Annotated in this window: 12 protein-coding genes and 1 pseudogene; 9 read left to right on the plus strand and 4 right to left on the minus strand. The window is 65.3% G+C overall.

From position 1 onward, the window contains the following. Positions 1–990 carry a tripartite tricarboxylate transporter substrate binding protein gene (locus tag AVE30378_RS14920; RefSeq protein WP_244235054.1) on the minus strand — a complete coding sequence of 330 codons (990 nt, stop codon included), beginning with the start codon at positions 988–990 and terminating at the stop codon, positions 1–3. Between the two features lie 239 nt (positions 991–1,229). Here AVE30378_RS14920 and AVE30378_RS14925 point away from each other — a divergent pair, with 239 nt between their 5' ends. From AVE30378_RS14925 to AVE30378_RS14955, 7 genes are read left to right on the plus strand one after another with little or no spacing between them, the layout of a single operon-like run. Beyond that, positions 1,230–2,378 carry an acyl-CoA dehydrogenase family protein gene (locus AVE30378_RS14925; RefSeq protein ID WP_129241659.1) on the plus strand — a complete coding sequence of 383 codons (1,149 nt, stop codon included), beginning with the start codon at positions 1,230–1,232 and terminating at the stop codon, positions 2,376–2,378. Beyond that, positions 2,375–3,184 carry an enoyl-CoA hydratase/isomerase family protein gene (locus AVE30378_RS14930; RefSeq protein ID WP_129241660.1) on the plus strand — a complete coding sequence of 270 codons (810 nt, stop codon included), beginning with the start codon at positions 2,375–2,377 and terminating at the stop codon, positions 3,182–3,184. Before AVE30378_RS14925 ends, AVE30378_RS14930 begins: the two co-directional genes overlap by 4 nt. Further along, entirely contained in the window at positions 3,181–4,335 is a 1,155-nt protein-coding gene (locus tag AVE30378_RS14935; RefSeq protein WP_129241661.1) for a thiolase family protein, read from the plus strand. Before AVE30378_RS14930 ends, AVE30378_RS14935 begins: the two co-directional genes overlap by 4 nt. A gap of 1 nt (position 4,336) precedes the next feature. Beyond that, positions 4,337–4,729: a Zn-ribbon domain-containing OB-fold protein gene (locus AVE30378_RS14940; RefSeq protein WP_129241662.1), complete on the plus strand. Its 393-nt coding sequence runs from the start codon at positions 4,337–4,339 to the stop codon at positions 4,727–4,729. Then, positions 4,726–5,121, plus strand: coding sequence for a hypothetical protein (locus AVE30378_RS14945; RefSeq protein ID WP_129241663.1), 396 nt, complete (start codon positions 4,726–4,728; stop codon positions 5,119–5,121). The genes AVE30378_RS14940 and AVE30378_RS14945 overlap by 4 nt, the downstream gene beginning before the upstream one ends. An 8-nt stretch (positions 5,122–5,129) precedes the next feature. Beyond that, the gene (locus tag AVE30378_RS14950; protein ID WP_129241664.1) at positions 5,130–5,525 is read left to right on the plus strand and encodes a MaoC family dehydratase; all 396 of its coding nucleotides are present in this window, start codon (positions 5,130–5,132) and stop codon (positions 5,523–5,525) included. 16 nt (positions 5,526–5,541) lie between these two features. Then, the gene (locus tag AVE30378_RS14955) at positions 5,542–6,702 is read left to right on the plus strand and encodes an acyl-CoA dehydrogenase family protein (RefSeq protein WP_129241665.1); all 1,161 of its coding nucleotides are present in this window, start codon (positions 5,542–5,544) and stop codon (positions 6,700–6,702) included. Positions 6,703–6,711: 9 nt separating this feature from the next. On the opposite strand, the gene AVE30378_RS14960 is transcribed toward AVE30378_RS14955, so the two are convergent. The 3 genes from AVE30378_RS14960 to AVE30378_RS14970 form a co-directional block, all read right to left on the minus strand. Further along, complete coding sequence (locus AVE30378_RS14960; RefSeq protein ID WP_129241666.1) at positions 6,712–7,431, minus strand: YrbL family protein; 720 nt, start codon at positions 7,429–7,431, stop codon at positions 6,712–6,714. An 11-nt stretch (positions 7,432–7,442) separates the two neighbouring features. Then, positions 7,443–8,585 carry a glycosyltransferase family 4 protein gene (locus AVE30378_RS14965; RefSeq protein ID WP_129241667.1) on the minus strand — a complete coding sequence of 381 codons (1,143 nt, stop codon included), beginning with the start codon at positions 8,583–8,585 and terminating at the stop codon, positions 7,443–7,445. Between the two features lie 324 nt (positions 8,586–8,909). After that, on the minus strand, positions 8,910–9,488 hold the full coding sequence (locus AVE30378_RS14970; protein WP_244235055.1) for a sigma-70 family RNA polymerase sigma factor: 579 nt from the start codon (positions 9,486–9,488) through the stop codon (positions 8,910–8,912). A 44-nt stretch (positions 9,489–9,532) separates the two neighbouring features. Here AVE30378_RS14970 and AVE30378_RS14975 point away from each other — a divergent pair, with 44 nt between their 5' ends. Both AVE30378_RS14975 and AVE30378_RS14980 read left to right on the plus strand, forming a co-directional pair. Beyond that, positions 9,533–10,516, plus strand: a complete 984-nt coding sequence (locus AVE30378_RS14975; RefSeq protein WP_129241668.1) for a FecR family protein — start codon at positions 9,533–9,535, stop codon at positions 10,514–10,516. 130 nt (positions 10,517–10,646) lie between these two features. Beyond that, positions 10,647–13,099: pseudogene (locus AVE30378_RS14980) on the plus strand (TonB-dependent siderophore receptor). The last annotated feature ends 14 nt before the right edge of the window (positions 13,100–13,113 follow it).

Below are 13,113 nucleotides of genomic sequence, written 5' to 3' on the forward strand. Positions count from 1 at the left end.
TCAATTCGCCTGGATGCCCGCGGTTTTGATGACCTGGGCCCAGCGTTGGATTTCGCCGTCCAGGAATGCACTGAACTCCTGCGGGGCCGAGGCCACCGGGATGACGCCCTGGCCCAGCAGCCGCTTGCGCACCGCGGGGTCCTCGAACTCCGCGCGCACCGCGGCCTGTAATTTATCCACGATGCCCTTGGACACGCCGGCCGGCGCCACCAGCCCCAGCCACGTGTTGCCATTGAAGCCCGGCAGGCCCGATTCGTTCAACGTGGGATAGTCCGGGTAGGCCGGCGAACGCGTCAGGCCGGTGACCGCGATCAGCTTCAGCTTTCCCGCCTTGACGTAGGGCTCCGCCGAAAGCGCGTCGATGAACATCACGGACAGCGAACCGCCCAGCAAATCGGTCAACGCCTGGGCGCTGCCCCGGTAGGGCACGTGCACGAGCTTGATGCCGGCGTCCTGCTGCAGCAATTCCCCGGACAAATGGTTGGACTGCCCGACTCCCGCCGACCCGTAGGTCAGGGTCCCCGGCTTGGCCTTTGCCAGCGCGATGAGCTCCTTGAGATTGGATGCCGGCACCGATGGATTGGCGACCAGGAAATTGGTCAGTTCCACCATCTGCGTCACATTTGAGAAACCGTGCGCGGTGTCATAGAGCAGCTTGGCGTACATGCTGGGATTGATCGCATGGCTGGTGGCGACCGCCCCCAGCGTATAGCCGTCGCCCGGCGCGCGCGCCACGGCCTGGGTGCCTATGGTGCCGCCGCCGCCCGGCAGATTCTTGACCACGGCGGGCTGGCCCAGGCGTTCGATTCCATGCGCCGCGGTGCGCGCGATGGTGTCCAGGATCCCGCCGGCCGAAGAGGCCACGATGATCTCGATCGGCTTGGAGGGATAAACGGTGTCGGCCAACGCCGGAGCCGGCGCGGCAAGAACGACGGCGGCCGCGCAGGCCGCCCGCAATGATGGATGAAGCCGGCGGATTACGATTTTCATGTTGTCTCCGATATTCTCTATGGCGAATAATTATCTTTATAGAGAATAAAGTCTAGAATTGGCCATTGGGCTTGTCAAGGAAAAAAGGACGAGTCCTGCAATTGACGCTGTGCAAAAGCATGGCTATGATATTTTTTAACGAGAATTTAATTCTCTATATAGAATATTCAAAAACATAGCCGCCTTCCGTCCATCCCAGGCCGGGCGCCACCGACGGCGGAGACAAAAGGAGCATATCCGTGAGCTTGAGCTTTGCCTTTTCCAATGAGCACGAAGCGGTGCGGGACACCGTGCGGCGGCTCTGCCAGGAAGAACTCGCCCCGCTGGTTTTCGATGCGGAAGAGCAGGAAACCTTCCCCAGGCACGTTTTCGAACGCTGGGGGGATTTGGGGCTGCTGGGGGTGCGCTATCCCGAAGCCGACGGCGGCAGCGGGCTCGACAAGATCAGCGATTGCATCGTGCGGGAAGAACTGAGCTACCTGTCCCAGGCCTTCGCCTCGACCTGGTCGGCCCACACCCACCTGGGCATCTGGCCGATCTGGAAGGCCGGCACCGCAACGCAGAAGGAGCGCTTCCTCGCGCCCGCGCTGGCCGGCCGGAAAGTGGCCGGTTTCGGCCTGAGCGAGCCCGACGGCGGTTCGAACGTGCGCGCCATGAAAACCCGCGCCGAACGCGTCGACGGCGGCTGGCGCCTGCATGGCAGCAAGCTGTACATCACCAATGCGCCGTTCGCCGACTTCCTGCTGGTGGCGGCGCGCACCCGGCCCGAACTGAGCCCGGGATCGATCAGCCTGTTCATCGTCGAACTCCCCAATCCGGGCTTCGACATTTCCAAACTCAAGAAAGAAGGGATACGCGCCTCGGAAACCGCGCTGATCCATATCGACAACGCTTTCGTGCCCGACGATTGCCTGCTGGGCGAAATGGAAGGCACCTATCCCCTGATCCTGGAATCGCTCAGCGAAAACCGCGTGGGCGTGGCGGCCAACGCCCTGGGCATGGCGCGCGCCGCCTTCGATGCCGCCACCGCCTTCGCCAACGACCGGCTGGTCGCCGGCAAACGCATCGGCCAATACCAGGCGATCGGCCACAAGCTGGCCGAGATGTCGGCACAGATCGAGGCGGCTCGCTGGCTGGTCTATTACGGCGCGTGGCGCGTGGACCAGGGAACCCTGGACGCCGCCACCGCCGCGCGCGTGAAGCTGATCGCCAGCGAGACCGCCGTATCGGTCAGCGAGCAGGCCATCCGCATCTTCGGCGGCGCCGGCATCATGCGCGAGTACCCCGTGGGACGGATCCACCGCGATGCCCTGGTCTACGTCATCGGCGAAGGCACCAGCGAGATCCAGAAGAACATCATCGCCAACAGCCTGGGATTCAAGCCATGACCGATTTCGTATTGCGCGAGCGCCGCGGCGCGACGCTCATCATCACCCTCAACCGCCCCGAGCGGCGCAATGCATTCGACCTCGAGGTACGGCAGAGCCTGGCCGAAGCCGTGTTCGAGGCGCGCGACGACGACGCCGTGAAGGCGGTGGTCGTCACCGGCGCGCAGGGGGTGTTCTGCGCTGGCGGCGACCTGAAATCGCTGTCCGAGGCCAAGCGGCCTATCTACAAGGACCGCGACCGCATACGCCGGCTGCACACCTGGTTTCACGAACTGGTCAACCTGGAAAAGCCCGTGATCGCCGCCGTCGACGGCCCCGCCTTCGGCGCCGGCTTCAATCTCGCGCTGGCCTGCGATTTCATTCTCGGCACGCCGGCCGCGCGCTTTTGCGCCGTATTCGGACGCATCGGCCTGGTGCCCGACCTGGGCGGCTTCTTCCTGTTGCCGCGCATCGTCGGCCTGCAACGCGCCAAGGAGCTGGTGTTTTCCGCGCGCGAGGTCGATGCCGACGAGGCACTGTCGCTGGGCATCCTGTACCGGATCGTGCCGAGGCAAACCCTGCTGGACCAGGCGCTGGAACTGGCGGCCCGTTTCCATTCCGCCTCGACCGAAGCGCTGGGCATGTCCAAGAACATTCTCAACCGCTCCTTCAACCTCGACCAGAACACGCTGGCCGAACTCGAATCCCACGCGCAGGCGCTGGCCCTGCACACCGCCTACCACGACGACGCCGTGGCGCGCTTCCTCGACAAACAGCCGCTTGCATTCGCCTGGCCCGCCAAGTCCGGAAAGGACGGCGCGGCATGAGCATGAACGCGTATATCACCGGCGCCTGCGACACGCGCGTCGGCGAACTGCCCGGCTCCAGTTGCATGGGCCTGCACGCCGAAGCGGCGTTCGGCGCCATCCGCGACGCGGGGTTGGAGCCCGGCCATATCGACGGCGTGCTGTGCGCCTATTCCTTTACGGAACCCCACCTGATGCTGGGTTCCGTCTTCTGCGAGTACACCGGCCTGAGCCCGAATTTCTGCGCCGCCATCCAGGCCGGCGGCGCCAGCGCCTGCATCATGATCATGCAGGCGGCCGCGCTCGTGGCCAGCGGCCAATGCAACCACGTGCTGGTCGTGGCGGGCGACAACCGCCTGACCGGGCTGTCCAGAGACGGCGCGGTGGCGGCCCTGGCCGAGGTCGGCCATCCGCAATTCGAGCGCCCCTTCGGTATCAGCGTGCCGGCATCCTACGCGCTCGTCGCCCAGCGCTACATGCACGAGTTCGGCGTCAGCCCGGAACACCTGGCCGCCATCGCGGTGGAACACCGCCGCCACGCCGGCCGCCATCCCAAGGCGCACAAGCGCGAACCGATCTCCATCGACGACGTGCTGAAATCCCGTGAAATCAGTTCGCCGCTGCGCCTGCTGGATTGCTGCCTGGTCTCCGATGGCGGCGCCGCGCTGGTGGTCAGCCGCCGGCCGGCCGGCCACGATGGCCAGCGACGCGCCGTCGAGATCCTGGGCGCGGGCCAGGGCCATACGCACGAACACATCGTCGCCGCGCCCAGCCTCGTCGATTTCGGCTGCAAGGCATCGTCGCAGCGGGCGTTCTCGGCCGCCGGCTTGAGGCCGGCCGATATCGATGTCGCGCTCATCTACGACTCGTTCACCATCACGCTGCTGGCCGAACTCGAATCCATCGGCTTCTTCGCGCGCGGCGAAGCCGGGCCCGCGGCCCTGGAGGGCCAGCTCGGCCTGGACGGCGCGCTGCCGTGCAACACCCACGGCGGCCTGCTGTCGTACGGCCACTCGGGCGCGGCAGGCGGCATGTTCCATGCGGTCGAAGCCGTGCACCAGCTTCGCGGCCAGGCGGACCTGCGGCAGGTCGACGGCGCGAAGCTGGCCTTCGTGCACGGCGACGGCGGCATTCTCTCCGCCCATTGCTCACTCGTCCTGGGAGCCGCCTGACATGGAAAAGCCTCCTATTCGCCCCACTGCCGACACCCGCCCTTTCTGGGACGGCTGCCGGAACCGCATCCTGCGTTATCAGGCCTGCGAGGACTGCGGCGCGGTCCAACGCATTCCCCGTGGCGCCTGCGCGAATTGCCATGGCCTGCGGCTGTCCTGGCGCGACTCCGCCGGCCAGGGCACCGTGCTCAGCCACACCACCGTGCATCGCGCCCCCACCGCCGCCTTCAAAGCCGACACCCCCTATGTCATCGCCCTGGTCGACCTGGACGAAGGCTTCCGGTTGATGGTCAATGCGCGCGGCGCGCCGCTGGCCATCGGCCAGCGGGTGCGGATCGGGTTCGAGCCGCGCGGCGACCAAGCGGTCCCCATCGCAGAACCGGAGACGCCATGAGCGATCTGTACACCTATGAACGCTTTACGCCCGGCGCCGTCCTCGGCGATTGGGAAGAACCGCTGGACGCGAACCTGCTTGCCCTCTGGGATCGCCTGTTCGGCGCGCAGGCGCAAGACGCGCCGGCCCGCCAGGCCGGCCTCGCCGTCGCCTTGATGATGCGGGCCTACCTGAACATCGTGACGCCTCGGCCGCCCGGCAACATCCATGCGCGCCAGGAGCTCGCCGTCCAGAACCTGCCGCTGGCCGGCGAGGTGGTCCGGTCCCGCGTGCGCTGCCTGGACAAGGAAATGCGGCGCGACCGCCGTTATCTTCAATTGGAGGTCAGCGGCAAAGGCGCCGGCGGCCGGGCGCTCTATACCGGAAAGATGAATCTGATATGGGCCGCCTGATGACCGCCATGCCACGAACCCTGGAAACCGTCTCCATGACAGTCAGCCAGGCGGACATCGACCTCTACGCCGAACTGACCGACGATTTCAATCCCCTGCACGTCGATCCGACATTCGCCGCCGCGACGCCGATGGGCGGCACGATTGCCCACGGCACCCTGTCGGTGAACCTTATCTGGCAATCGCTGGCGCGCACGTTCGGCCCCGCGGCCCTCGATCGGTTCGATCTGGACATCCGGTTCCTGAAGCCGCTGCATGCCGGCGGCGCCATCATCGCCGGCGGCGAAAGCCTCGCCGGCTCCCCCGGACGATTCGGCGTCTGGGTCAAGGACGCCGCCGGCGCCACGCTGATCGCCGGCCAGGTCGCGCTGGCCGGCGCCCGCCCGGCCCCGGCGGCCAATTAATCCACGGAGGAAAGTCGTGCACTTCACCCATGAGCATCGCGAACTGGAGCGGACCACCCGGCGCATCATCGCCGAACACCTCGATCCGTATCTGGACGAATGGGAGGCGGAACAGATGTTTCCCGCCCATCGCGTCATGAAGGCCTTCGGATCCGCCGGCCTGCTGGGCATAGGCAAACCCGCCGAGTACGGGGGCATGGAGCTGGACTTCAGCTACGAAATGGTCTTTGCGGAAACCCTGGGAGAGGTCCGTTCCAGCGGACTGACCTCCGCCATCGGCGTGCAAAGCACCATGTGCACCCCCGCCCTCGCGCATCACGGCAGCGATGCGCTCAAGCGCGAATACCTGGCGCCGACCATCGCGGGAGACCTGGTGGGCTGCATCGGCGTCAGCGAAGCCTCCGCGGGTTCGGACGTTTCCCAAATCAAGACCTGGGCGCGCCGCGACGGCGGCGACTACATCATCAATGGCTCGAAGATGTGGATTACCAACGGCGTCCAGGGCGACTGGATCTGCCTGCTGTGCAACACCTCGCAGGAAGGCGGGCCGCACCGGAACAAGTCCCTCATCATCGTGCCCCTGAAATCCCCCGGCGTCAGCGTTTCGCGCAAGCTGGACAAACTGGTGCTGCGCGCTTCCGACACGGCGGAACTGTTCTTCGACGACGTGCGGGTGCCGGCAAGCAACCGCATCGGCGAAGAGAACATGGGGTTCATCTACCAGATGGAGCAGTTCCAGGAAGAGCGCATGTTCGTCGCGGCGCGCGGCATGCGGTCGATGGAGCGGGCCATCGAGGAAACCATCGACTATGCGGGCCAGCGGCAAGTGTTCGGCGGCACGGTGCTGTCGAACCAGGTGGTCTACCACAAGCTGGCCGAAATGCAGACTGAAATCCAGGCTTTGCGCTCGCTGCTGTATCGCGCCATAGAACAATACCTGGACGGCCAGGACATCGCGCAGTTCGCCTCGATGGCCAAGTACTACGCGGGCAAGCTATCCATGAAGATCCCGAACGAATGCCTCCAGTTCTGGGGAGGCCAGGGAGTCATGACGGAAAACTGGATCTCTCGCGCCTATCGCGACCTCCGGCAGACCGCCATCGGCGGCGGCGCCAACGAAATCATGCTGGAAGTCATCGCGAAGACAATGGGAATACACCCAGGCAGGCGCGGATAGCGCCGGACGCTATGACAGCTTGCGCGCCATTTCCTGGTACTTGCGCAGCAGGCGCCTGCCATTGAGCACCTTGCTCCAGGCATAAAGCGGCAGCAATTGCTTGGATCCGAAGCCGTCCACCAGATAGAGCCCCTTCCGTCCGTCGGCATTGAAGCCCAGGACGATGTTGCTGGCGCTGACGTCGTTGAAGATCACGTGCGCATCGATCAGCCCCATGAAGAATTCGTGCACCAGAATGCGAAGCTCCGGTCCGAAACCCTGCTGGGCCACCACCTGCCTGAGCGTGGGCGCGAGGTCTCCGCGCACATCCACGATGCGCTCCACCACCAGTCCCAGGCCCTGCGAGGTCAAGACCACGCCGGCGATGCGCGCCATCAGCGTATTGCCCTGGTCCGCCCTTTGGCGCACGGTCGTGGCGATGTACTCGACGATTTCCGCGATGAAGACGCGATGCGCGTCCTCGCGCTGGAAACGCTTGTGCCAGGGACGCTTGCGGCCAACCTCGTCGATGCGCGCCCGGTTGATGATCTTGATGAGCAGAGACCCGTCGGTAGGGTGCAGATATACGTCGCGCTCGCTGCCCGCCGCCGCGATGGTGACCTGCCTCAGGTCCAGGATTTCGAACGGCGCGCTGGCCCCCGGAAGGGAGGGCACTTGGGAAAGGACCTTCAACCCAAGCGCGCTGGGAGGGGGCTCGGCCACGCCATGCCGTACGGATACTTTGAACATGTGGCTGGCGTCTAATGCGAGCCCGGCGCGGCCGGGCCGTGGAAGCCGAGCTGCGCGAGCCAGGTGCGGTAGACCTGCTCCGTGCGTTCCGCCAGGCCAGCCAACGAGAACTTGCCCTCGGCATACACCATGCGCCTACCCGCCGCGCCCATGCGCGCCCGCAGGCCGTCATCGTCCAGCAGATTGGCCAGCGCGGCCCGGAGCCCCGTGACCTCGCCCGCCGGCACCAATATGCCCGTCTCCCCGTTCTTCACCATTTCGCTCACGCCGCCCACGTCGACGCCGATGACGGGCAGGCCCGCGGCGGCGGCCTCGACATAGACGGTGCCCGACGCCTCTTTCTGGGTCGCCAGGGCGAAAATATCGCTGCCGGCCAGGATGTTGGGCACGTCATGACGAAATCCCAGCATGTGGATGCGGTCGGCCAGGCCGATTTCTTCGATCATGGACTGCAACTGTTCGAACATGGGCGACCCGCTGCCCACCAGGACCAGATGCACCTGGGGCCGGTCCTTCATCAGGGGCCGCAAGGCTTCGATGAGTTCGCGGTGCCCCTTGGTTGCCCTCAGGATGGCCACACAGCAGACCACCACGGCCTCGGGCGGCAGGTTCAGTTCTTCGCGCAGCGCCGACCGGAGACCCGGCGGCGGCAGAGTGATGGGGGAATAGATCGTTTCCACGCGGTCGGCCGGCACGCCCCGCTCGATCAGGTATTCCCGGACATGGTTGCTGACAGTGGTGACCCGGTGCGGCACCCAGGTGTATGCCAGCATGGAATTGACCCGGTTGGTCAAGTGGCGGGTGCGCACGATCAGCGGCGTGCCCGCCATGCGCGCGCCCAATCCGGCCAGCAGGGTGTCGATGCGGCTATGCGTATTGAGGACATCGAAATGGCCCTCTCGCAATATGCGGCAAACCTTGGGCGCGCCGCGCAGCAAATTCAGCAATCCCCCCATGGGCAGCGTACGCACCGGAATACCGGCTTCGGTCGCGGCCTGGACGAGCTTTGCTTCTGGCCTGCATATCAGTTCCACATGGTGGCCGCGTTCTCGCATGGCCTGCATTTCTTTGAGGATTCTGCGTTCTTGGCCGGCAAAGCCGAGAGCCGCCTCGGCATGCGCAATGCGCAAGAGCCCGGATGTTTCGGAAGGCATAGGATGGGTGGCGCGGCGCTTTCCGCATGGAAAAGACCGCGCTATTGCTTGCTTGATCGATCAAACAAATTTATATGCGGGGCGGCGATAGCGCAAGCAATACGCCGCGCGCAAATCGATCGGATTTCCGGGAAAACCCGGTGATTCCGCCGGCTACGAACCGCTATTGCCTATAAGCGCGGAATCTGGAAATGTCTTTTCCACCGTCATGGCGATCCAATTTTGGGGCTATTCGTTGCGTGGACGCGACGGTTTCGCGCCAGGATCCCGGCCTCGGACGGCGCGAGGAGGCTTCGCATCCGGAGCGGCGGCAGGCCGGAAAATTCAAGCGCCGGCGTCGTGTTCCCAGGCGCGCATGCGGGTGCGGCAATGGCGCAACGCGCGCGTGAGGTGCTTGTTCACCATGTCGACGGAGATATCGAGGCTCTTGGCGATTTCGCCGTGGGACATGCCTTCGACCTGCCGCATCAGGAACGCTTGGCGGCAAGCGGGCGGCAGTTCCCGCAGGGCGCGCTCCAGGCGCGCCAACTGCTGACGGCGATAAAACCGCTCATCCTGCAGCGGCGCCTCGCACATGACGGCCTCGGCTTCGGCATCCAGCGGCACGGCCTGGGCACGGTGCCGGTTGCGGTGCAGGTCGGTGCAGAGATTGAGCGCGGCACGGAAAAGAAATGCCCGCGGCTGGGCGATGGCGCAGTCTCCGTTGCGATCGAGCACGCGCACGTAGGCCTCCTGGGCAACGTCGGCGGCATCGTGTGAATTGCCAAGTTTGCGCCCAAGGAATCGCAACAGATCTTTGTAGTACTGCTCCATCCGGGCCTTCCCCCGTGTGATCCCGACTGAGGCGCAAAAGGCGGGATCCTGCATAATGCCGCCTGGAACCGTGCTTTCCTTGAGAGCCATGCACGGCGCCTGAAGTGTAACAAATCTCATTTATATTAACAGCCATGGCCGTCCCTCCCACGATTTCCTCCGGCAAGCAGGATGACGTCCTGACCGAGCAGGCCGTGGAATGGTGCGTGCGCATCCATGACGAATCCTGTTCCGAACAGGACCGCGCGGCGCTGCAAGCCTGGCTCGAGGCGGACCCGCGCCATGCCCGCGAATACGAGGCGGTGCGCGATCTCTGGATGATGGCCCGGGACCTGCCGGCCGAGGAAACCGCGGCCGCGCCACGGGTGCGGCCGAGCCGTTCGCACGCCGCCGCCCGATGGGCCCTCGGCGCCTGCGCGCTGGGCATGGCCTGCTGGGGCGCGGGCTGGTGGTTCGCCCTGCTGCCCAGTTCCTACCACCGCTACGGCAGCGGCGCGCAGATGGCGACTGTCACGCTCGACGACGGCAGCGAGGTCGACCTGAATATCGACACGTCCATGGTGTACCGCAACTACCGCGACACGCGGCGCGTGCGCCTGAGCGATGGCGAAGCGTATTTCCGGGTCTCGCACGATGCCGCCCATCCCTTCGTGGTCGAAGCGGGCTCCGGCACGGTCACCGTCACCGGCACCGCGTTCAATGTCTGGAAATCGGGCGACACCGTCATCGTCACCCTGGTCGAAGGCAGCGTGGATCTGCGCGCCGGCGAAACCGGCAAAAAGGTGAGCCTTCAACCGCTGACCCAGGCGCGCTACACCACCCGCGGCGATCCCGTCACCCGGGCCGTGAGCGGCGCCGACTCGGCGGCCTGGCGCCATGGCAAGCTGGTGCTGGACAACGCCACGCTGCGCGACGCCATCATGCAGATCAATCGCTACTTGCCCGCCGACGCGCGCTACACGACGGTGGATCCCGCCGTCGCGGGCCTGCGCCTGGGCGGCACTTACGATGTGCGCAACGTGGCGGAACTGATCCGGGCGTTGCCGGACATTCTTCCTGTCCGTACCTTGCGCAAGGCCGATGGCAGCTTGGCGCTGGTGCCCAATCCTCCTCGATAAACGGCGGCGGCCCATCGCTGGCCGGCTCCCGGAACGACGCCGGACCGGCCCCGCGGCGGCTCGCCCGCGGGTGGTTTCATTTAGTTTCAACTCTGCGTTCCTAGTTCGCGCCGCAAGGCCGTCTTAATGATTGTCAGTCGTAATTACTCTCAATCCTTTTTCGGTTAGACAGCCCTCATGCGAGCCAGATCGAACGCCGCCCTCCGCGGCCAGCATTCCCCGTTCCACCCCCGCCGTTTGATCCTTGCGCTGCTGGGTGCGCTCGCCTCGCTAAGCGCCTCGGTACAGGCCGCCCCGGTCGACATCAACATTCCCTCCCAGAACCTCGCCCAGGCGCTGCACGAGCTTGGCCGGCAGGCCAATCTGCAAGTCTTGTACAGCCAGGACCTGATCGAAGGCCTGCGCAGCCAGGCCGTGCGCGGCCGGATGGAGCCCACCGAGGCGCTGGAGCGCCTGCTGAACGGCCGCAACATCCGCTACTCGATCCAGAACAACAACGTCACGCTCACGGCCGTGCCGCAAACCTCCACGCTGCCGGCGGTAAACGTGATCGGCGCCCTGCCGGACTCCGAGACTTACGTGGCTTCGGCGACGACCGCGGGCACCAAGACCGACACCCCCTTGATCGAGGTGCCGCAGTCGATTTCGGTGGTCACGTCCGCGCAGATCCGCGAACAGAACCCGCAGACCCTGGGCGACGCCGTGCGCTACACGCCCGGCATCGTCGTACAGGAAGGCTTCAATCGCACCGACGATCCCTTCATCATCCGCGGCTTCGACGTGCGCACCAATCCGGGCGTCATGTTCCGCGACGGGCTGAAAATGCCCCTGCCTCACTACAGCGTGATGTCCGAACCCTATGCGCTCGAGCGCATCGAAGTCGTGAAAGGCCCGGCATCGGTGCTCTACGGCCAGGCCTCGCCGGGCGGCATCGTCAACGTCGTGTCCAAGCGTCCGACCGAAACGCCCTTGCACGAACTGCAACTGAGCGGAGGTTCCCACGACAACAGGCAGCTCGCCGGCGACTTCGGCGGCAGCATCGACAACGACGGCCGGCTGACCTACCGCCTGACCGGGCTGGTGCGCAACGCCGACACGATGATCGATCATATCCCGGACGACCGCTACTACTTCGCGCCCGCGCTCACTTGGCGCATCAGTCCGGATACCTCGCTGACGCTGCTGGCGAGCTATATGAAGAACAAAACCGTCAACAACGCCGGCTACCCGGTGGAAGGCACCGTCAAGTACAACCCGAACGGCCGCATCTCGCGGGACCGCTTCACCGGCGAACCCGACTGGAGCAAATGGGACCAGGAGATGGGCAATGTGGGCTATCAGTTCGCGCATCGTTTCAACGACACCTGGCAGTTCAGGCAGAACCTGAACTACGCCCAATCGCGCAACCGCGCGAATCATGCGTACTGGTGGAGCTGGGTGGCCGGCAGCAATTTCTCGACGGCCGAGCGCGGCGCCTACCGGCGCGACGACGACGCCCACGGCGTAAGCGTCGACAACCAATTCGAGGCCAATTGGCAATCCGGCCGCTTCAAGCACAACGTACTGTTCGGCCTCGACTACACGGAGACCTCGCTCACCCGCAAGCAGTACGCCGGCTACAACAACCTCGCGCCGATCGACTTCTTCGATCCCGTGTACGGCTCCAGCGTGGTGCTGCCGGCGCGGCCCGATACCTACACCAACGAGAAGCGCAGCCAAGTCGGCCTGTACCTGCAGGACCAGATCAAATTCGACGACAAGCTCGTGATGGTGCTGAGCGGCCGCTACGACGACGCGGACGGCAAGACGCTGAACAAGCTCACGGGCGCCGATACGCGCACCGGAGACAACGCGTTCACGTGGCGCGCCGGCCTGCTCTATCTCGCGGACAACGGCCTGGCGCCTTACATCAGCTATTCCACCTCGTTCCAGCCGCAGGCCGGAACCACCTCGCCGGCCCGCGGCACCGCGCCGTTCGACCCGACCAAGGGCAAACAGTGGGAGGCGGGCGTCAAGTACCAGCCCAAAGGCTCGAACTCGTTCGTGACGGCATCCATTTTCGAGCTGACGCGCACCAACGTCCCGACGACCGACCTCGCCAACCCGATCTACAGCGTGCAAGAAGGCGAAGTGCGCTCGCGCGGCTTTGAATTGTCCGCCACGGCCAACGTGGCGTCGGGCTGGAACCTGATCGCGGCCTACACCTACACCGACGCCGAGATCACCAAGAGCAATTCCAATACCCAGGGGAACACGCCCGAGGCCGGGCCCCGCAACATGGCCTCGCTCTGGTCCGATTACACGGTGCAGGCGGGCGCGCTCGCGGGGCTGAATGTCGGCGCCGGCGTGCGCTATATGGGGTCCACCGTCAACAGCGCCAATACCGCCAAAGTCGGCGATTACACCGTGTTCGACGCGGCCCTGCGCTACGACTTCGGCGCGCGCAATCCTTCCTTCAAGGGCTGGACCGCCGACATCACGGTGCGCAACCTGTTCGACAAGGACTACGTGGCGTCCTGCACCTATGCCTGCTTCTACGGAGAGAGCCGCACCGTGCTGGGCCGGGTGACGTATAAGTGGTAGGAGTTCTCGACCCA

This window comes from Achromobacter veterisilvae (genome assembly GCF_900496975.1).
GTDB classification, from domain to species: Bacteria; Pseudomonadota; Gammaproteobacteria; order Burkholderiales; family Burkholderiaceae_B; genus Achromobacter; species Achromobacter veterisilvae.